The organism is Arthrobacter sp. B3I9, from assembly GCF_030816935.1.
Lineage (GTDB): Bacteria > Actinomycetota > Actinomycetes > Actinomycetales > Micrococcaceae > Arthrobacter.
Genome location: NZ_JAUSYO010000001.1, coordinates 2,632,353 through 2,652,870, shown reverse-complemented (window position 1 = coordinate 2,652,870; position 20,518 = coordinate 2,632,353). Strand labels below are relative to the sequence as shown.

Below are 20,518 nucleotides of genomic sequence, written 5' to 3'. Positions count from 1 at the left end.
CCTTACCGGAGACCACCCGGCTGGCCGCGGAAGACTACTGGACACGGATAACTGACGCGGTCGTTCCCATCAAGGGTGTTCCAATTCCTTAGTTAGGGGACGCGGGCTTGACGACATATTGAGGCCGCACTCTCGCCGACACAGCCACTCTATGAACACACAATCCCCTACGGACCCATGAGTCGCTTGACTTGCGTTTAGCCGGATACTGCAGCCAGTGGCAAGTCGTTAGTCCAGTCCCAACCCGATGCAAATGACTGGTTGTGTCAGCGTGGCACAAAGCGGGTAAGTGGACGCTATTTCTTGAGTTCATCGATAATTTCGGCTGCCGGTAGGTACCACCGCGACGACGGAAAACCCTGGCGGAACAGCGGCCCTGGCTCCCGCCGGCTGCTAGGCCAACACGGCCGTGTGTCTGCAGCAACTGTTGCAGACACCCGGCCAATCACTACCGCACCAAGGACGACGATGACTCAACGCCCTTTGCACCTAGACGACCATGTGACAGCCGTAGGGCACCTGGACCTGAGCGATCCTCGGCCCACGCTCTTCGCTCTACCGCCGCACAGTGTCCCCCATGAGGCGGACATTAACGTTTGGCCGGAACCCACCCCCGGAGTGCGCCGCGGAAGCCAGGCCGGCCAGTGCGAGGACAAGGCGTGGCCGAGCCAGAATTTTCTACCACAAGATCGAGCCGGATGCGTTCGCGATGGGTTTCCACGAGGCCGTCGGCCAGCTCAACCTCGCTGCGTCACGAAGACTGGTCGGCGCCGAGTAGGACCCGCAACCTGATATGGCCTGTTTCCGTCTTTGGAGTTGCATCTGGCAGACGTCCGCATCGTAACGTCGCAGTAACGACGCGGTGGTACACCATAGGGAATGTTCAGCGCAACTGGGTGCCGGGGAGGACTGCAGTGAATTTAATCATCCACACAAACTTCGAGAGACTTTCTCAGGTGGAGGGGATCATGACAACCCGACTCGTCCAAGCCTTGACCGTGATATCCGCGTCGTCGCGACAGGCAGGCGGCATATGGCATTTCTTCCCTTCAACGGCGGTGACTTTACGGGCCGCAGTGTTGCCTCTATGGCCGGTTTTGAGGCAGTGGGGTGGCTGGCAACCCGTACTGCCCTGCCGCCGCCGGCACTCTCTGCCCGTCTCTCGTCCGACCCTGAAGGACCTGCATGCGGCCCGGGAGGCGGCGCAAACGGACGTTCTTCACCTTTGGGATCGGCGGCGCGAACCTTCCCTATGGCTAACGGCTTTGCCCGCCGTCGCGCAGGCCGAAGGCACCAGCGTGTTTACCGTTTGCATCTAAGGAGTTGATAACGATGGTCCAGGGTTTCCCCCCCGATCCCATTCCCGCCGACAACGCCACCCTCCGCTTTACTCCGCTCAGCGGGCCCGGCGGCGCAGCGCCAACGAACATGGATGTGCGCCTTCAGAGGCTCGTGGCCTGGCGCCAGCACGGAAAGTCTAAGCCGGCCACTGCCGGCACGGCGGCCGACGAGGTCGCGGTCATCGCCAAGGTCACTGATGTCGAAGAGTTTGAGGCTATGCCCGAAGTTACTCCGGGGGTGGTCCTAGGAGGAACCGCTGACGACGGCACGGTTATCGTGACCGCTCGTATTCCGGTGGCAAGGCTCCAAAATGTGCGCAGTCAAGGATTTGTTGTCAGCCTCAAGGCCGCGCAGCACCTCTCACACCAACTGGAGGCAACTGTACGCGAGATACAGGCCCGGCCCGACGACCTGCCGCAAGGTAACTCCCACGGCGGCCAAGGGGTTCTCGTCGGAATTGTCGACATCGGTTGCGACTTCGCTCACCAGAATTTCCAGGCGGCTGACGGCACGACACGGATAAGAAAATTGTGGGACCAGAATGCCAGAGGCAGCGGAGAACCCGACTTCGCCTACGGTACAGTCCATTCTGCAAACGCTATAAATGTCGCACTCACTGCAGGAGATCCCTACCGTGCCCTCGGGTACGGGCCCGACCCCAGCGAACCTGCCCACGGTACTCACGTCATGGACATTGCGGCAGGGAATGGCCGGGGGACAGGGGTTCCCGGCGTCGCACCTGAGTCAGAGCTTCTCTTTGTCGACGTGGCCAATAGCGACGTTCCCTGGAGCGGCTCGCAAGTAGTCGGCAGCAACTTTGGTGACTCCGTTCAACTTCTCGAGGCACTGGCATTCATATTCCGGGAAGCCGGACAGGTACCGTGCGTCGTCAACATCAGCCTAGGCACGAACGGCGGGCCGCATGATGGAACTACTTTGGTCGAACAAGGCATCGACCGCCTGCTGGCCCAAGCCCCAAACCGTTCGGTCTGCATTGCTGCTTCCAATTCCTTCGCGGACGGTATCCACGCTGCCGGGACAGTTCCGGCAGACGGCTTCCGGGATCTTGCATGGATAGTGGCACCCGGGGACGGGACCCAGAACGAGATGGAGTTGTGGTATCCGGGAAACTGCGCATTACGGCTGGAGTTGGTTTCGCCCCAAGGCCAGAGTATTGGCATCCTCGGGCCTGGAGAGAGCGGTACCGCATCACAGGAAGGACAGGTGGTCCTCTTTGCGGCCAACAGGCTGTCGGATCCCAACAATGGGGACAATACAATTGGCGTCTTCCTCTCTCCCGCCGTCTCCTCCGGCCGTTGGATCCTTCGGCTAACCGGTACGACTGGGGTCCCTGTCCCGTTCCATGTCTGGATCGAGCGCGACGACAACGGCCAGTCAACGTTCGAAGAGCCGCTGGATAACACCCATACGGTCGGATCGATCTCGTGCGGGCACAATACGATCGTGGTCGGTTCCTATGACGCCCACAAGCCAGCGAGGCCGCTCTCATGGTTTTCCAGCGCCGGCCCCACCCGGGACGGCCGGCAGAAACCGGAAGTCTCCGCGCCCGGCCATAATGTATTGGCAGCTGCATCCCGGTCCACAAACGGAACCACCCGGATGTCGGGCACCAGCATGGCGAGTCCGGCCGTAACCGGGTGCGTCGCCTTGCTGCTGGCAGAAGCCCGTGCACGGAATCGCTCACTCGCCATCGAGGAGATCAGGTCCATCGTCATGAAGGCTGTCCGGTCTGACCCGCCACCCGCCGGGCTAGCGTGGAATGACCGGTACGGAGGCGGCCGTCTATCGGCGGTAAACATACTCAGGGGGCTATAGTTCAAGTGCCGCTGACGCGGCGTAAGCTTGAAACGTGTCGAAAATTTTGCGGTTTGACGACGAAGACGGCAACCACCTGGCCGGGGAGTCGGACGCGAGCGAGTCCGGACTTACCCGGGTCATCGTTAGGGTGAACACAGAGGGGTACGTTCCGACCGGTTTCCGGGTACGCACCCGGATTGATGACGAGCTTTTCACAGCGGAAACGACCGAGGCAGATCTCGCCACCGCCGCTGATGACCCCCACGTCGAGTCGATCGCCCGCGCACGCAGGCTGGATTTAATCTAAAGGCCACCTCGCGTCGAGTCAGCGCGCGACTTGTCTCCTTTGAGGAGTTCGTAGGTCCTGTCCCCAGCCATTCGTCTGGATGCGGGACGAATAGGTATTGAGCGGACCTGGGCCCGCATGCATAGGGTCCGCCGGCACACGGTCCTGATCCGGCACACGCCGCCGTCCTGGCATTAAGGTCGGTGAATCCGGGCAATGGCCATGAGAAGGCGCGCGCGTGGGCCTCGGAAAAATTCCGGGCGGCCCGGGTGGCCTGCCCATTGACGGACATCCGGTAGCCCACGGGGATGGTTGGTGCCGGCTGTCCGTCCTGATGGTCGGTGAAGCGGCAGAGTCCCTTTTCCGGCCGGGCCAGGGCTTGGAGAAACAACGCTATCCTGGCTCCGCCCTCCGCAGACAATCTGGTTTTAACGGCAGTGGATCTATTTCACATGCGAAGCTCCTGCTGGGTTCAGGATGGAGGAGGCCCCCTTATCCCTGGCCGCCCACGTCGCGCCGGTGAAAAACCGGCGGTAATGCGGCGGTTGCCAGCATTGAGCGGGTCCATCAGGCGGTCTCCCCGGCAGGCCTGATGTACTGGCCAGGCAGGTTGGTTAAGCGGCTGATGGGCGGGCGGCCTCCGATTGCCGTGTGGGGCCTGTGGTGATTGTAGTGGTGCAGCCATGCCCGGGAGCGCGTTTCTGCGGGCTGATTCCGAGGCGTAGAAGCGCTTGAAAGCCCACCCGTCGGCGAGGGTCCGGTGGAACCGTTCGATCTTTCCATTGGTCTGCGGGCGGTAGGGGCGGGTCTTCTTGACCTTGATGTTCAGTTCCCGGCAGGTGTCCCGCCAGAGGTGGGATTTGTAGGCCGATCCGTTGTCGGAGAGAACCCGCTCAACGGTGGCGCCTCTTGGCTTCTTCAGGCCGCGGCACATCTGATCCAGTGCCGAAAGCACGTAAATCATAAGTGGTAACGCCTGCGTAACGGTTCTTTCGCCATGATCTGTTTAGCAAGGGCGACGGGAGATAGGAAAATGAAGAGCAACGAGGAGCAGCGGTTGCGGTGCCCGAGGTTGTAATGCAGAGACTTCCAGTTATTTACATTCGTGGATATGCGGGACCTACGGCTGGCATAAATACGCAAGTTGACGATCCGTTTTACGGGTTCAATGAGGGAGCCACGCACGTGCGGGTGGGTGGGGACGGTGATCCTACGTTTTATCAGTTCGAAGGGCCAATGTTGCGGCTGATGGTCGACGAGAACTACCGTCTTCTTGTCCGCGGTGACCAGCATCAGTTCCTTAAGGACGCCGAGGACGGTTCGCTGCCGATGGAGTCCCTGTGGGTGTACCGCTTCTACGACCAGGCTGCCACGACGTTTACCGAACCGGCACCGGAAGGCGTTCTCGCACGGTTGTGGGGCAGGCTTCAGCAGACCGTGACGGCGAAGGGGTTCGACATTGAGCAGGCGGCGGCGGGTTTGTACGACCTTGTGATGCTGATACGCGCGAAGACGGGTGCGGGGCAGGTGTTTCTCGTCGCCCACTCCATGGGCGGGCTCATCTGCCGCAGCATGATCCAGAAGGTGTGCGCGGAACGGGGCCGGCGAGCTGCGAAGGACATCGTCGCCCGGTTATTCACCTATGGGACCCCACATGGCGGGATCGCGTTCGACGTCGGTGCACTGGATTGGGTTCAGGAGGCCTTTGGGCCGGCCGGTTCGGACATCTTCTCGCCGGTTAAGATGTACGGCTATTTGACGCCGGGGAAGAAGTTCGGTGATCGCCCCCGCCCGAAGGACGACTGGGATCCCCAGGCGGTTGATCCAAAGGTTCTGCCTGCTTCGCGGATCTTTTGTCTGGTGGGCACTGATCCCACGGACTATGGAGAACCCCGGCTTGTCGTGGGTCCCAAGAGTGACGGCCTCGTTCGGATCGAGCGTGCCTACGTGCGCGGCGCCCACCGGGCTTATGTTCACAGATCGCATTCTGGACGATACGGTGAGGTCAATTCGGAAGAGGGCTACCAGAGCCTGCGCCGGTTCCTTTTCGGCCGATGGGGTGTGACCGTCATGTTGCTGGGGGTGCCCGCCTATCCCTCGGACATGGCATCCTGGCCCGAGGAAGACCGTTGGCCGGTCTGGCAGGCTGACATGCGCCTGACGGTGCGAGGCCTGCCCGTCGTCTTGAGCGAGCAGATGGCCGAGCACTGGTGCCCGATCCAAATAAACGAGGAATTAGCCCGGCACGTCGACACAGCGGACACCCCTGTGCCGCTCGCTAGCACGTTCCTCATGGACCCGCGCCACGAGGCAGAGCTCGCCCGCGAGCGACATGAGGAGGTCGGCGCTGCCCGGCATGGCGGCAGGCTTCGCTACGTCCTCACATTGCGCATATTCAAGCTGGTCGAGAGCGACGGCGGGTTCCGCTTCCGGGAGCACTTGGAGCAGGTCCCAGACTGGACAGACACTCTTATCGTGGACGTCGGGACGAACGAGGCAGGCGAGGGGCTCACTGCCTGGGCCGCGTGGAATAGTGAGGTTCGGGGAGCCAACGACGTCAACGACCCGATCACCGAAGGCCTCCCGCCAGAGCGACGCCACGCACTCACGTTCGACAAAGACCGGGACGGCCTGGCCTGTCGGGTGGACTTACCTGACATCGCTAAGTCACTCCCTATTTTGGGCGAACAGGCCCATCTAAAGATCAGGGTCGACGACCGACTGGGAGAGACAACAAGGGCGTGAGAGTTTTCGTCCTGGTGTGGCCCGAGACGGCGGGCGTGGGATTCGTTTTCTGCAAGCACAAAACTTGTCAGCGATCAATCGCCCCCATCGAGCGAACAACGCACGGGACTCTCGTTGGATCCACTTGCCGCACTCGACCCCCTCGAGGACGTCGAGGGCGTGGTGTCCGAACCGATGTCCGGCAGATCCGGTTCATCGGACGCTAAGGAAGACAGGATTCGTATTCTGCGGGACTGTTTTGGGCGACGACGTCTGTCATATTGATAACGCCGCAGTAACGGGTGGCATGCTGAAGTCTTTCTGTACAGACCTGGCAGGTGGATTTTTTCAGAACTGACCTTTGGCTGACGCTGGTAGTGGACCTTTCGTCAGGGTTGGGGGAGGGACTGGACCGAATAACGCACCAGTAACGATCCAAAGGTGATCATTCATATTTGCTAGTATTCGCGCCCTCAAGTTGCGGAGGAGAGCTCGATGCCTCGTGTTAGACGAAGATCCGCCCTAACCTGGATCGTGGTTGGTCTGGCGATTGTATTCATTGCCGTTGTCTCCCTGTTCCTTGTCAGTTTCTACTTCAGAGAGCCGGCGATCGACGTTAATACCCTTGAATATGAAGTCGCGAAGACTTTCTTGCAGGTGGCTGGCGTCATCTTGTTCGGTGCTTTCGTTGCCATTTCGACATTCCTGTTTCAGCAGGAGTGGACGCAAAGACGTGAAAACCAAAGGCGGGAATCAGACAGGCTACATGACGAAAGGGAGCGGCAGGATTTGGCGTTACGCTCCCTACTCACCCAAACGTTGGAAGCATACAACGGTGTCAAACGCATCAGGCGGATCTTAAGAGCGGAGGGGCTGAAGACAATCTCAGCGGAGGTCTACAAGCAGCAGCTGCTTGGGTTGAACGACCTCCAGCTAACATTTGAATATCTAAAAATAGACACATCAACGATGGGCGACGAACGTCTGCTGATGGATCCGTCCGAGGCTGCCAATAACGCGCACCCGCGCGACTTGCAGTCCGAGTTTAAGGACATCGAAACCTATCTCAATCTGATTTTCAAAGAGTTCGAGCAGAACCTACGCCATGTTGAAGAACAAGGGACAGTAGAGCTTTGGTCGTTGGGTGAACTCAATTCGTTTCTCACAGACACCCGGGGGTTTAGGGCCGGCGTCTCAGAACCCTTTCACAGGATTGTCCTTACACTGCAGAAGGCGCTAATGGTTCCATTGGACCTGCCAAGGGTCGGCCAGAATTCAAAGCAGTCTTGACTCCGCCGTTTCGGACTCGACTCGCTTGCGCGATTTTCAGGCAGTGAGGCGGTCGAAATCGATTAGCGCGGTCTTTCCAATGTCCATCAGCGCGTTGTAATCCGCATCCTCGACGGTGCCGATGGAGCCTCCATGCCGGCGGCGACCAGAGGAGCAAGCAACAATGACGCTCCTCGTCCAATGGATCGTCGACATCTTCGGCGTCAGCTGCGACTTCACAAGAGCGGTTGCGCCCACACTCACCCGAGAGACACTGACACCGGTCGCCCCGTCGTCTGCACGGGGGCCAGAGGCACCTTGAGATGAGGAGGAGAGTTGGCCGGACAACCCCACCCCCCGTACCATCCTGCTGCCCCGGCTTCCGGGCACATCACAACGGGGTCAGACGACATTCCGTCTCAGGTCGAGTCGGAGATCTCGGCCCTTCGAAACGACCTGGATAAGTTGCGGGCCGCGGCTGCGCAACCTGGCCGGCCGTGGTACCGCCAGGTTTCCGTCATAGTCTCCCTTGTTGCCCTGCTCTTCTCAATTGCGGCGACGTACTACGCCAACGAACAAACCGCTCGACAGAACGATCGAGCGGCGAGAACAGAGCTGGGACAGCTTATCCAGAGGCTGTCCGCCCTTCCCAAGGAGAACGCTGACCTCACGGCGAAATACGCGGACGATCGCACTGCCCTGGGTACCCTCTCGGGAACTATAAATGCCGAGAATCTGGTCTTGGCACAACAGGCGGCTGACGTGATCGATCGGATCCCCGACCAAGTCTCAGGCGCTGAATACTTCACGGTCGCCTCTGCCCTCAAAGTCTCCAACTCCTACTCCCGTAGTGCGAAGTTGATTGACCGCGGGCTGCGCGTCGATACTGATCCGCTCAGCCGCGAGGGATTGCTTCGTCTGAAAAGCCAGTTGTTGTTTGAAGCGGGCGATGTCGTGGGCGGACGCGCCCCGTTGCAGCAAGCGCTGGAAGTGTGGCACGACGAATCGGCCAAGGACCAAGCAACAGGCCACACTTATACGGAACTTCTGTGGTCCGCGCTGGAGCGACAGGCCGGGAATTGCCAGGAGGCAGCATCACATTTGATGCGGGCGCGAGCTGCTGCGGAACACCTGAACCCCGGCGCAGCACGCAAGCAACTCACCGAGTCGGTACGAGCCGCAGAAGTTCCGTGCGGCTAGTGGTCGTTGAGTTTTAGGGTCCGGGCCCCCAAGCCTTCTGTTACCGCTGGATGCTGACGACGAGATCGAGGTGGATGTCTTTATCGGTGATAAGGCGATCTTGGAGGTAGCGGGAGAGACTCGCGTCCGTGGTGGTGTGAACGCTTTGTGGAATCGCTCCCCGGAGGAGAGCCTTTGTGTTGGTGGACTTGACCACGTCCAGCGGTGCCCACCCGCGGTGGCTGGAGGTGAGGCGTTCCAGGTCGGTGTGGAAGGAGCGCATGTGGTTGCCACGGACGGTGGCGCACATGGTGAACGGAATGAAGGTAGTGGGCAAGAGAGGTCCTTTCACGGGCCATCCGATGGTCGGGGTCCTACTGGAACAAGGCTGTGCTGGGTTTGGGTATTCCTGTTGAGCTGAGCAAGAGTTCAACATCACGGGCCGGACCCGGTAGTCGGCCGGCTGGTGCGTCACAACGGAAAGGGGCGCTCAATGGCGAAGGTACCGATCGTTTTCAAGAGCACGCACCGGGTTAAGTTCTCCGAGCTCGACCCCTACAACCACGTGAGCACGGGGAGGTACGCGACCTATTACGCAGATCACCGGATGGAGGGCCTGCGGGACTATATCGGGTGGGATCTGGAGACGCTGGGCACATTGCCGTTCATGGTCTGGGTCCGGCGGATGGAGATCGACTTTCTGCGGCCTGCCCGGGGCGACCAGGAGATCACCATCACGTCTTTCGTGCGCGAGTTCCGCGGACCCGATGCGCTTATCGAGTGCGCCATGGTCGATTCCCGCGGAAATAACGTGTCGCGTTGCGTCATGACGTTGCCCACGTCGACAAGGAAACGAGTCGTGCGACCGACTGGCCGGCCGACGCCATGGCGCTGTTCTTCGAAGACGAAGCCTCATGAGCCCATTTGGTGCAACGGTGGCGTGTAGCGGACCGCGACATGAACTCCACCGCCGGCCGCATACGAGGCCGGCTGGCGGTTGGTTCAGCTGCAGGAGCCAGGCTGGTCAGGGCGAGCCAAGTGGGCCTGGATCGCGCGGATGCTCGAGGCGAGGATTCCGGACGTAAAAAGTCCTGGCGCCAGCGGACCGGCGGAGTTCCCACCCAGTGGTGGCAAGCGCCGAAGCGCGGCCCGGGCTTCGGCGCTCATGTGCTCGAGCTGCCAGTGGATCTCGTCGTCGACCATCTGGGGCCGATCGGGCGCCGCCAGTCCGGCCGCTTTCGCGGCATACGCGGCTGCCCCCAATGCGTGCGCGCCCATGTGAGCGACGGCTGCGGCTTGGGCGGCAGACCGGGCGGCTGCCACGGCAGCAGGGCTATTCACCTCGCGTGCGGCACGGCCGGCACCAAACCGTCGGCGGATCTCTTCGGCGGCAGTGAGTTCACCGCGAGCGAAGGCCCGGGCCCGGGCGATGGCGTCGCGGGGGCGAGCATCTGCCGGAGCCTCTGCCTCAAATAGCGCCACGACCCGCTCAGCGCAGTCCGCTGCCCACGTCGCGACGAGGCGGCGCTCGGTCTCGCTTAGCGTCTGCGGAGAAGCCATATCAGTACCGTACACACGGCTCGGACCGTTCCCCTTTATCGCGGCGCCCAATGCGGCAACCAAAGCCTTCCCCGCGGCTTTGCCCATCATCGGGCTTATGGGGACCCTCGCAGTACCCCTATCAAGCGGGACTCCCTCGTGCGGCCGGACCATGGTCCGATGGAGGACCGGACAAAGACACCAACGAGAGCGAAAATTCATGGCACCCGACACTTCCATCGCCCCTGACAAACAAAGGCAGGGACGGGCCGGCAGCGACCACCGCCCTGCGCACTGGGGCGGGGTCCTCGCCTTATCATTCGGCGCCTTCGCGCTGGTCGCCTCCGAATTCATGCCCGTCAGCCTGCTTACTCCAATGGCGGCCGACCTGCAGGTTTCCGAGGGGGCAGTCGGGCAAGGAATTGCGATCTCCGGACTGTTCGCCGTGCTGACCAGCCTGTCGATCTCCAGCCTTTCGGGCAGCATGAACCGCAAGACCTTGCTTATCGGGCTGGCGGCGCTGATGGGCGTCTCCGGCGCCCTGATCGCGCTGGCCCCGGGATACCTGCCCTTCATGATCGGACGGGCTTTCATCGGTGTGGTGATCGGGGGCTTCTGGTCCATGTCTGCCGCCACCGCCATCCGGTTGGTACCAACCACCCATGTGCCCCGCGCCCTGGCGATCGTCAACGGCGGCAACGCCCTCGCCACGGTGCTCGCAGCGCCCCTGGGCAGCTATCTGGGCTCCATCGTGGGATGGCGAGGAGCGTTCTTCTGCCTGGTGCCGGTGGCTGTCATCTGCTTGGTCTGGCTGTGGGTCAGCCTGCCGTCCCTGAAGGTTCCCCACCGTACGACAAGGGCCGGCGGTATCTTCACGATTTTCGCAGCCCTCAATAGCCGTCCGGTCGCTTGGGGCATGGCAGCTTGCGGAGCCTTTTTCATGGGCCAGTTCATCCTGTTCACGTACCTGCGCCCCTTCCTGGAGACAGTGACGCGGATCGACGTGACTGCGATTTCCCTCGTTTTGCTCGTGCTCGGCATGTCCGGTTTTGCCGGCACCGTGCTGATCGGCCGCTTCCTCGGACCGGGGCTGCATCGGACCCTGATCATCATTCCCGCCCTGATGGCTCTCGTCGCGGCGGCTCTGATTCCGTTCGGCGGCTCGTTCGCCGCCGTCGTCGTTCTTCTGGGTCTGTGGGGCCTGCTGGGCACCTCGGCGCCCGTGGGCTGGTGGAGTTGGGTCGCCGAGGTCATGCCCCGCAATGCCGAGCAGGGCGGCGGCCTAATGGTGGCCGTCGTCCAGACGTGCATCGCCCTCGGTTCCACGGTGGGAGGTCTTTTGTTCGACTCCCTCGGCTACCAGAGCACCTTCCTGGCCAGTGGAGCGGTGCTCTTGCTGGCCGCACTCCTGGCACTCGTAACCGCCCGGGTTACCCGGCAGGCGGCCGTGTGACCTGACTCGTGAGATCCCATATCAAATGGAGGAACGGCAGACGGCACGGTCGCGGCTCTGGCCGGATTGTGAGGCGACGTCGCGGGGGATACGCCCATCGGGAGGCCCTGGAACGGTCCCACGTTCAAACCGTCCTCACCCTCCTCCGGCCATCACAGCCAGACTGACCTCACCGCCAGATTTTGTCAGAGGGTCTGCAAGAACCCGATGATGTCATTGGCGAGGAGCTCGGGTTCCTCGTGCGGAGCGAAATGTCCGCCTCGGGGCATTGTTGTGTATCGGGTCACCTGATATGACCGGTCGGCCCAGCTTCGGGGTGGCTGCGCGAGGTCGAACGGGAACAGGGCGACCGCCGTAGGGACCCGCACCTGTTCCACCCGCGTGGTGAAGCCTGCTGCGAATTCGTAATACGGGCGGAACGACGTTCCGATGGAGTTCGTGAACCAGTAGACAGAGGCGAGCGTGACGAGGTAGTCATCGCTGAACCTGGTCGAGACGTCCCCACCGCAGTCGCTCCACGCCCGGTGCTTTTCGAGGATCCACGACAACAGGCCGGCCGGCGAGTCCGACAGCGCGGGAGCGAGGGTGAGGGGACGGGTTTGCTGCTGATGCTGGTATGCGCCTTCTACGGCAACCCAAGCGTTTACGCGTTCCACGTGTTCTTGTTCTTCGGGGCTGATAGTAGCGGGGTCAAGATGAAGCGGTGCAGCAACCGCGAGGAGATGGATGCCCACAACTGCGTCGGGATGGGCCTGGGCCAGACGTGAAGTAATTCCTGCCCCGAGGTCGCCGCCGTGCGCGGCGTACCGGTCAAAGCCAAGGTGATCCGTCATCAACCGGTGCCAGAGCTCGTGTGTCTGCTCGTGCAGAGACGGGCGCTGCGGGGAAAATGGCAGACCGGGCAGGGCCGGAACAATCACCGTAACGGCAGACTCGGAACTGCCACCGAACCGTGATGGTGTCGCTAATCGCTCGGCGAGAGCCACGAGCTCGAGCGCAGTGCTTGGCCATCCGTTGGTGAGTATCACGGGTAGGCCGCCCTGCTTTTCCGAGTCGAATCGAAGATATGCGACGCCTGTGCCGTCGATGTCGGCCGTATTCCAGGGCAACGCTTTGATGCGACGCCATTGTGCTTCCCAGTCGAAGTCCTCCGCCCAGTACGAGACCAGACGACGCAGCTCCTCTTGGTCAGTTCCGGCTTCCCAGCCCGTCACAGGCCACGAGGCAGGCCACCGGGTGCTACGGAGCCGGCGTCGCAGATCGTCGACCTCTTCGTTGGTGGGATCGAGGGTGAGAGGGGAACCGGACATAGCGCTCATTTCAAAAGATAGATAAGCCGTTGGAGACTCACTGGCCTGGAGCCGGGTTTTGGTCCACCGGCCCACTCAGGGGCTGCGGCGTCCCGCCCACAGCCCCTGCAGCAGCGGAACCACGGACGCGATCATCAGCACATTGCCGAGCACCGTGTCGTCCGCCCGGACCACGGAACCTGCGATAAGCAGGGCGCCGAATACCAGTGCCGATCCAGACCGCTGGACCGTGCGTTCCAGCCGTCCCACCTGCCGCTCGAGGCGAGGAATGGCCACCGGCAGTGAACCATCCTCGATTTGAGTCAGGAGTCCATCCAGACGGTTCGGCAGACTCAGGGCCACCCCCGCGGTATCGAGCACCTGCCGGGCGACGTCCTGCACGAAGTTGCCGCGCTCGTCGCGCAGTAGCTGTGCCGCATAGGGTTCAACCGAGTCCCATAGATTGAACCGGGGTTCCAGCGAACTGCACACCCCCGAGGTCAGGGACATCGCACGGATGATGAGCAGGAAGTTTTCCGGCACCTGGAAGGGCAACGCGCGAACAACGTCGCCGAACTCCACTGCAAAATCACGGAACTCCCGAGGGTCCACCTCGCGAAGCTCGGCGAAGCCCATCCCGCCGAAACGAGCGAAGAGGTGCGTCATCGCCCGCTCAAGCTCCACCGTGTCGGCCGAGGGTACCAACACGCCGACGTCGCTGATCGCCGAGACCAGCCCCTTGCCGTCACGCAAAGCGGCCGCAATGAGCAGTTTCCGCAAGCCGCTGCGCGTACTCGGCGTAATCTCGCCCATCATGCCGAAGTCGATGAACGTCAGCTTCCAGGGGTGCTCTGCGGAGGAATCCTTGACCGGAGTGACGAAGATATTGCCGGGGTGCGGATCTGCGTGGAAAAAACCGTTCGTGAACAGCTGGTCGAACATGACTGAGGCGAAAACCGGGGCGACCAGGGCCGGATCGATACCCGCCGCCAGGAGCGCCGGCGAGTCGGTGATCTTGATCGCTGTGACGTCTTCGAGGGTCAGTACGCGGCGGGTGCTCCGCTCCCACACGACGTCGGGCACGTCCACCCGGTCGTCGTCGGCGAAATCAACCGCGAACCGCTCCGCGTTCGCCGCCTCATGCATGTAGTCGATTTCCTCAAGGCTGGTCTGCGCAAACTCCTCGACCAGGGCGGGCATGTCGGCACGATTGGCCACCGGGCGCACGTGGCTAAGCCAGCCGCCCACCTTGCGCAGTGCCGCCAGGTCGACGTCGACGATCGCGTCGATGCCCGGCCGCTGCACCTTCAGCACCACGCTTTCGAGTCCGGTGTCGGCAGCAGTGGTGGAGAGAAGTTGCGCCCGGTGGGCCTGCCCGAGGGATGCGGCGGCAATAGGCGTCTGCTCGACGCTGGCAAACACCTGGTCCAGCGGCGCACCCAGCTCCGCCTCGGCAAGGGCCCGGATTGCGGGGAACGGGACGGGAGGCACCTCGTCTTGCAGTCCCTCAAGCTCCTTGGTGACTTCGGGCGGAAGTATGTCGAGCCTGGACGACAGGAACTGACCGACCTTGATCATCAGACCGCCGAGGTCCACCGCGAGGACGCGGAAGCGCTGCGCGAAACGCCGCATCCTCTTCGCCCTGGTGCGCTCGGCAATGATGAGTAGCCCGATTCGAGGGAGGAACAGCTCAAACCACCAGGTCGCCGCGAGATGCCACGCGGCGAAGCGCAGGATGCGGCGGTAACGGGCACGGATGTTCGCGGCGCCGGGTAACGGATCTGCCTCTTCCCGACGAACCGACGCCACCCCCCGTCAGCCCTGTGCGAGGATCGAGTACAGCCGGCGGCGTGCGTCGTCGAGCACCCTGACAGCCTCCTGCACTTGTTCTGGCGAGCCGGTGCGGCCCACTTGGGCCGCGGCCTGCGCTAGCTCGATGCCCGCCTTGGGCAACGCCGCGAAGCCATGGCCCGACGTCGGACCGGTCGACTCCCAAGGTGCTGGCCCACCGGCTCCAGCTACTTCCTCCCGGCCTGCTTCAGTCAGCGAATAAATCTTGCGGCCGTTCGATTCCTCGGCGCTGATGAACCCCTCGTCGGCCAGCAGCTGCAGCGTTGGATAGACGGAGCCGGCGCTGGGCTTCCAGCTGCCACGGCTCCGCTCCTCGATTTCACGGATGATCTGGTAGCCGTGCATCGGCCGCTCCGCGAGCAGTCCCAGCACTGCCGACCGTACCTCGCCTCGGCCGGCGCGGGTTCCTGAACGCTTCTCAAACCTTGAACGCAACTCCTCAACGGCCTGCCACATACCGTCGATGTTTGGGCCGCCGAAGCCGCCCCCCGGAAATGAACTACGCATGCTGGTCTCCTTTGAGTGAATCGCGAACGATAGTCAACGATAAGTCCCGATACACGCGAAAACCAGCAGTTTTCTAGTGGTGAGCGGTGACGCCGTCGATGTGGATCGGCAGGTGCGAGGGGCCGCGCAGGAACGGGCTTGGCCGGTATGGGGGAGGGTCGTCGGCGAGCCGCGGGTTCTCCAGTCTGGTGGCGAACTCGGTGAGGGCGATCTGGGCTTCGAGCCGGGCCATGGGTGCTCCGAAGCAGAGGTGGATGCCGCCGCCAAAGCCGAGGTGCTGATTGTTGGGTCGGTCCGGGATGAATAGGTCTGGGTCCGGAACGTGTGCGGGATCGCGGTTGCCTGCGGCTAGGAGCAGGGTTAGTGAGGAGCCAGCGGGGATGGTCGTGCCAGCGATGTTGATGTCGTCCAGGGCTGTGCGAAAGGGAATGAAATGCACTGGCGGCTCGTAGCGCAGCAGTTCCTCGACCATCGGGATGGCCAACTCGGGGTCGTCGCGCAGTCTTTGGAGCTCGTGCGGGTGGCGTAGCAGGGTCAGCGCGCCGTTGGCGATGAGGTTTACGGTGGTTTCGTGTCCCGCTATGAGCAGGAGAAGCCCGGTGCCCACCAACTGTTCGGCGGACATTCGGCCTTCCGGGCCGTCATCTGTTGCCATCGCTGAGAGCAAGTCATTGCCCGGTGCCTGACGGTGGGTCTCCACCAGTTCTTCCATGAAGGAGCGCAGTTCTTTCCCGGCTTCTACTCTCTTCTTCTGCTGCGTTTCGGGATCGACGCCGGGATCCGTGGACTGCAGTGCGATGTCTATCCAGACCCGGAAGCGCTGTTCATCTCCGGGAGGGACGCCGAGAAGTTCGCAGATCACGGTGACGGGCAGTGGATACGCCAGGTCATCAACGATGTCGATGCTGGTGCGGCCCGCCATGTTGTCGATCAGTTCGGTGGCAATTTCGGTGATCCGTGGTTCCAGGCCGGCGACCCGGCCGGGGGTCGTGGGCGGTCCGAAATGGCGCATGGCGATCCGTCGGTACTTGTCGTGATCGGGCGGGTCCATGCTCAAGAACGTCGGAGATATGCCGGTCTCGTCGCCGTTGCCGCCGACGGCGCCGGCCGCTGCTGCAGCCGGGTTGCGGGTGATGTCGGAACTTACCCGAGGGTCGTGCAGCAGGGCCGCGATTTCCGCGTAGCCGCTCACCAGATAGCTTCCGTCCTGAAGCCGTGTCACCGGCGTCTCGCGGAGCTCGGTGTAGAACGGGTAGGGGTTGGCCCTGTTGGAGTAGTCGAGGATCTGCTCCCAGGAGCTGGCCTGGCTCATGGTGAAGGCTCCTTTGATAGTGGGGAGGTTTCTGTGGGGCTCCGGGACGGGGTCCGATCGGCTGCGCCGTTGGTCAGTCTGGCGCGGCGTTCATTTGGATCGTGTCCGGTTACGACGACGGTCGCGTCCTGGGTGGGGCTGGCCGCGGGCTTGAACCCGGCCGGCACGGGCCGGGCATGGGCCGGCTCGTCGATGTGGTGAAACGACGGCGGAAAGGGCGCGGCTTGCTCGATCAACGGTTCGTAGAAGTCGAGCCACTTATTGTGGTTGAAGGCGACGGCCGCAACGAGGCGGCCCTTGTAGCCGTAGACGGCCAGGAATCGCCCCGTGTCCACTGATCCTTGGACGACGGCGACCTCATCGGCGACGGAGGGCACGCCGACGCTCTTAATTTCGGTGCCGAACTGGACTGACCAGAATTTCGGCACCTCGAGATGCGGCCATCGTTCGGTCTCGGGGCTGACCATGTTGTGTGCCGCGACCTCGGCCTGGGAGACGGCGTTTCCCCAGTGCTCGACGGCGAGGTATTGGTAGCCGTACATCGGCTGTGGGGCGCGCGCAATGTCGCCGGCGACGAAGACGTCATCGGTGACCAGGCCGTTCGCGTCGAAGGCGCGGCAGCCGGCGTCGCACGCAACGCCCCATACGCCGCATGCCAAACCGGAATCTGCGAGCCATTCGACGTTGCGGACGGCGCCCAGCGCGGCGACGGCCACGTCCACGTCGAGCGTGGTGCCGTCGGACAGGACAGCCCGGCGCAGCTGCCCAGTGGCATTACCCTCAAGCGACAGGACGCGGACGCCGCATCGCAGATCCACGCCCTTTTCAACCTGCAGCGCCCCGGCGGCTGCGCCGATCACCTCGCCAAGGGCAGCGACGAGCGGAGCCGGACCAGCTTCTGCCACAGTGACGTTCAGGCCGAGTTCCCGACACACGGAAGCGACCTCACAACCGATGAACCCGGCGCCGATGACCAAGACCCGACGGGGGTGCCGCGCAAGGTGCTGTCGCAGGGTTGCAGCGTCCTCGCGGGTTCGGAGCGTCAGGACGCCTGTCAGGGCCGCCTCTGCAGCGTTTGGCCAGGGGCGGGCCCGCAGACCGGTGGCGATCAACACCTTGTCGAATCCGATCCGGCTGCCGTCGGCGAGGTGGAGCTGCTTGGCAGCCAGGTCCAGCCCGGTCGCCGCGACTCCCAGCCGCCAGGTGGCGCTGATGTCCCGGTGGCGGGGCAGTGAGGTGTCTTCTCTGGGCGCAGACCCGGCCAGGACCTGTTTGGACAGGGGAGGCCGGTCGTAGGGCTCGTGCGGTTCCTCGCCCACCAGAGTCAGCGAGCCGGTGAACCCTTCCTCGCGCAGCCGTTCCGCGGCGCGCAGTCCCGCCATCGACGCCCCTACGATGACGATCCGTCCGGTTTTCTTGAACGTGCCCCCGCTGTCCTCGACGGGAGCAGCCGTCGAGGGTGCTGCGTCCCGGTGCAGAGATCGGTCGCGCCCGTCCAGCTGATCGAGCCGGATGGCCTGCACCGGACACGCAGCGGCGGCCCGCCGAATCCTCGTGAGCTGCGTGCTGTCAGGGTGCGGGTTGTAGGTGAGTGCCTCATCCCCCTGGATCGTGAAGACTTCCGGGGCGAGAAAGGCGCATTGGGCGTAGCCCTGGCATTTGGTGAGATCGACGAGGATCCTCATGCCGAACTTCTCCCTCTAACGGAATTGCGTCGGCCGCGCGCCAATCGGCCGGCGGCCTCTTCCGATCGGTTCGGCCGCCCCCTGACCCGTCAGAATTTCCGCTCTCTCCCTGCCGGGCAGCGGAACACGGCGCACACTCGATTCCATGTCAAGATCAGTGAATCGAGTGTAGGCCCCGTGGGTAGGCGGCGAAAGAGGCCTGCGACACGGTCAACCGCTCAGTTGGATGGCGGCGTGAACTGGCTGGCGGTGAACATCGCCCCACCAGGGTCGCGGATCAGGACGGTGCGGGTCCACTCGGTGTCATCCTGCCCAAGTATGTGGCCACCAAGCCGCTGCGCGTCAGCGGCCGTCTGGTCCCGGTCGGCCACGGTGAACGAGACGTGCCAGTGCGGTAGCTCGCCCGGGCCGATGCTCACGACCCAGGCGATCGCGTCCTCGAAGCCGGAGGGACCAGCAATCCCTGACTGCCGTGCCCTGATGCCCGGGTCGACGGTCGCCTCGAGGTGGTCACCGTAGCCGGGTTGGCGGATCAACGTCGCGAAACCAAGATCGTCAGCCTTCCAGCCGAACGCCTCCTTGTAGAACTCGATAGCAGCCTTGGGATCAACCGTGTGGAGGTCGCTGAAGTTCCAGGCGCCCGGCAGGTTGACCGTCTGTGCCCCGAGGCGCCGCCTCGCCTGCCAGATGCGGAACTCGGCGCCCTCGGGATCGGTCAGCACCGCGCCGCGGCCGCCGTCTCCCGCGTCCGCCGGTGCCGATCGCACCGTGGCGCCGATCGACGCCAGCCGCCGAGCTGCGTTATCCGCGTCATCGACGGAGATGTTGGTACTCCACCTCGCAGTACCCTCCCTGGGACCGGTGATCGCCCCGACGTCTCTGCCACCGAGCTTGGCAATGACGTACCGGGCCGGAGGCCCTGGCGGCATGGCATCCTCAAACGCCCAGCCGAACAGGCCACCGTAGAACTGCATGGCCGCTTCGACGTCGGGCTGCTGGGTGTCCACCCACGAGGGGACACCCTGCGGATAGATCCGCGTGGTGACTTCTCGATCTCGCTCCATGGCAGGAGCCTAGCCGGACCGGCTCGTGGCCGGGAGTGCTTGCCGCTGACCTTGCCGGAGTGTATCTCGGTTGCCTTTTCCTAGAGCCGGGCATCCGGATCGCTTATCCACGCGTCCTTCGTAGACTGTTGTCACGAACGGCGAACGGGAAGAGGGTACAGCTATGAGCGCAGGAGACACAGTGGAGGCATCCAAACGCCTTCGGCAGGACGCGCACCGGCTCGCCGATGTAGTCACGCGTCTGGAGAGCCCGTCGGGCAGTTACTCCCTCTTGGGCGACCTTCTTGACGCGCAGCGTTCCATGGAGCAGGTGTTGCGTGAGCTCGTTGAGTGGCATCGTCGAACCATGCCGGGCGTCCACTTCGCCGAACACCACGACGAAAGCGTGGCTGGCGTCACGACCGTCGTCGAGCAGTTGGACCTTGCCATCCAACAGGCCGAAGGGCTGCAGGAGACGCTGAGCAGGGCGTACGGAGGAAGCAGTGTAGTGCGCTGGTTCGACGAAGAGGAAGAGCCGGACCCTCCGGCTCTTCCTTGAACGACACCTGCCGGCGGCCTTTGCCGGACGAAGGTGTCTAGGGTCCCTCGCAAGTGGGCTCTTCGGGCCCGGTTTTCCACGGTTTTGTGACCAATGGAATGAAACTACTCGTCGTCCGTTGGTGCTGATTGGGTGACTAAAGGTGAGTTGGTCGCCATGGCCTCGCTTCGCAACTCTTCCGCCAACCGCGCTTCACGTATCGTCCGGCTTCTTCCATAGGTGGCACGAGTCTGAACACACTGGTCAGGCACATTTCCATCTTTCGGCCATGAGATGTCTGAAGGAGGTGCAGCAGCTGATTCTCATTGGTTCACAGACTGCGACTTGCCCTGAGGCGCTCGGTCGCGGCAGCGCACCAAGCCCGGCAAAGACCGCAAGCTCAGTGCCACTGGGCGGCCATGCAGGCGCGCGCGGGAGGCGATTTCTCCGGTTCCGGGGACGAACGCACCCTCGGCTTCGGATTCGATCCGTACCGGTGCCGGACCGGGCCGGAATGGGGCGTTTGCGGGGGGAGTGGCGGGTTTGGGGGGCGTGGAGCCCGGTCCGAGCCCCACCTCGGGCACTGTGCTTCCGCAGGTCAGGGGGCCTTCGGGTTGTTGACTGAGTAGAAATGCTACAAATTGGGTGTACAGCGGCGTAGCATTTCGCTGTTGCCAGCATCAG

At 63.0% G+C, this 20,518-nt stretch carries 16 protein-coding genes and 1 pseudogene; 8 read left to right on the top strand and 9 right to left on the bottom strand.

What is annotated here, in order from left to right; all coding sequences use genetic code 11:
- The first annotated feature begins 1,428 nt into the window (after nt 1–1,428).
- Nucleotides 1,429–3,177 (top strand): S8 family peptidase, encoded by a 1,749-nt coding sequence (locus QFZ65_RS12440; RefSeq protein ID WP_306910841.1) that lies wholly within the window; start codon nt 1,429–1,431, stop codon nt 3,175–3,177.
- 34 nt (nt 3,178–3,211) lie between these two features.
- Nucleotides 3,212–3,466, top strand: a complete 255-nt coding sequence (locus QFZ65_RS12435; RefSeq protein WP_306910839.1) for a hypothetical protein — start codon at nt 3,212–3,214, stop codon at nt 3,464–3,466.
- Between the two features lie 546 nt (nt 3,467–4,012).
- Here QFZ65_RS12435 and QFZ65_RS12430 read toward each other — a convergent pair.
- A pseudogene (locus QFZ65_RS12430) lies at nt 4,013–4,352 on the bottom strand (integrase core domain-containing protein); the annotation flags it as partial.
- Between the two features lie 341 nt (nt 4,353–4,693).
- Between QFZ65_RS12430 and QFZ65_RS12425 the strand changes: the two are divergent.
- The 3 genes from QFZ65_RS12425 to QFZ65_RS12415 all read left to right on the top strand — a co-directional run bounded on the left by QFZ65_RS12425 (nt 4,694) and on the right by QFZ65_RS12415 (nt 8,638).
- On the top strand, nt 4,694–6,190 hold the full coding sequence (locus QFZ65_RS12425) for a triacylglycerol lipase (protein ID WP_306910837.1): 1,497 nt from the start codon (nt 4,694–4,696) through the stop codon (nt 6,188–6,190).
- A gap of 513 nt (nt 6,191–6,703) precedes the next feature.
- Nucleotides 6,704–7,459, top strand: coding sequence for a hypothetical protein (locus tag QFZ65_RS12420; protein ID WP_306910835.1), 756 nt, complete (start codon nt 6,704–6,706; stop codon nt 7,457–7,459).
- A gap of 315 nt (nt 7,460–7,774) precedes the next feature.
- Nucleotides 7,775–8,638, top strand: a complete 864-nt coding sequence (locus QFZ65_RS12415) for a hypothetical protein (protein WP_306910833.1) — start codon at nt 7,775–7,777, stop codon at nt 8,636–8,638.
- Between the two features lie 40 nt (nt 8,639–8,678).
- On the opposite strand, the gene QFZ65_RS12410 is transcribed toward QFZ65_RS12415, so the two are convergent.
- Nucleotides 8,679–8,954 (bottom strand): hypothetical protein, encoded by a 276-nt coding sequence (locus QFZ65_RS12410; protein WP_306910831.1) that lies wholly within the window; start codon nt 8,952–8,954, stop codon nt 8,679–8,681.
- Nucleotides 8,955–9,110: 156 nt separating this feature from the next.
- On the opposite strand from QFZ65_RS12410, the gene QFZ65_RS12405 reads away from it, so the two are divergent.
- Entirely contained in the window at nt 9,111–9,563 is a 453-nt protein-coding gene (locus QFZ65_RS12405) for a thioesterase family protein (RefSeq protein WP_306910829.1), read from the top strand.
- Between the two features lie 56 nt (nt 9,564–9,619).
- Here the strand turns inward: QFZ65_RS12405 and QFZ65_RS12400 are convergent, their stop codons facing one another.
- Complete coding sequence (locus QFZ65_RS12400) at nt 9,620–10,177, bottom strand: putative immunity protein (RefSeq protein ID WP_306910827.1); 558 nt, start codon at nt 10,175–10,177, stop codon at nt 9,620–9,622.
- 199 nt (nt 10,178–10,376) lie between these two features.
- On the opposite strand from QFZ65_RS12400, the gene QFZ65_RS12395 reads away from it, so the two are divergent.
- On the top strand, nt 10,377–11,609 hold the full coding sequence (locus tag QFZ65_RS12395; RefSeq protein WP_306910825.1) for an MFS transporter: 1,233 nt from the start codon (nt 10,377–10,379) through the stop codon (nt 11,607–11,609).
- 185 nt (nt 11,610–11,794) lie between these two features.
- Here the strand turns inward: QFZ65_RS12395 and QFZ65_RS12390 are convergent, their stop codons facing one another.
- From QFZ65_RS12390 to QFZ65_RS12365, 6 genes are all read right to left on the bottom strand, one after another.
- The gene (locus QFZ65_RS12390; RefSeq protein ID WP_306910823.1) at nt 11,795–12,919 is read right to left on the bottom strand and encodes an epoxide hydrolase family protein; all 1,125 of its coding nucleotides are present in this window, start codon (nt 12,917–12,919) and stop codon (nt 11,795–11,797) included.
- 75 nt (nt 12,920–12,994) lie between these two features.
- The gene (locus QFZ65_RS12385; RefSeq protein WP_306910821.1) at nt 12,995–14,707 is read right to left on the bottom strand and encodes an AarF/ABC1/UbiB kinase family protein; all 1,713 of its coding nucleotides are present in this window, start codon (nt 14,705–14,707) and stop codon (nt 12,995–12,997) included.
- Nucleotides 14,708–14,713: 6 nt separating this feature from the next.
- Nucleotides 14,714–15,256 carry a PadR family transcriptional regulator gene (locus QFZ65_RS12380; RefSeq protein WP_306910818.1) on the bottom strand — a complete coding sequence of 181 codons (543 nt, stop codon included), beginning with the start codon at nt 15,254–15,256 and terminating at the stop codon, nt 14,714–14,716.
- Between the two features lie 73 nt (nt 15,257–15,329).
- Nucleotides 15,330–16,568 (bottom strand): cytochrome P450, encoded by a 1,239-nt coding sequence (locus tag QFZ65_RS12375; protein WP_306910815.1) that lies wholly within the window; start codon nt 16,566–16,568, stop codon nt 15,330–15,332.
- Nucleotides 16,565–18,253, bottom strand: a complete 1,689-nt coding sequence (locus QFZ65_RS12370) for an FAD-dependent oxidoreductase (protein WP_306910813.1) — start codon at nt 18,251–18,253, stop codon at nt 16,565–16,567. The genes QFZ65_RS12375 and QFZ65_RS12370 overlap by 4 nt, the downstream gene beginning before the upstream one ends.
- Before the next feature lie 218 nt (nt 18,254–18,471).
- The gene (locus QFZ65_RS12365) at nt 18,472–19,317 is read right to left on the bottom strand and encodes a VOC family protein (RefSeq protein WP_306910811.1); all 846 of its coding nucleotides are present in this window, start codon (nt 19,315–19,317) and stop codon (nt 18,472–18,474) included.
- A 163-nt stretch (nt 19,318–19,480) separates the two neighbouring features.
- Between QFZ65_RS12365 and QFZ65_RS12360 the strand changes: the two genes are divergently transcribed.
- A complete protein-coding gene (locus QFZ65_RS12360; protein ID WP_306910809.1) occupies nt 19,481–19,855 on the top strand; it encodes a hypothetical protein in 375 nt (124 codons plus the stop codon).
- Nucleotides 19,856–20,518 lie beyond the last annotated feature (663 nt).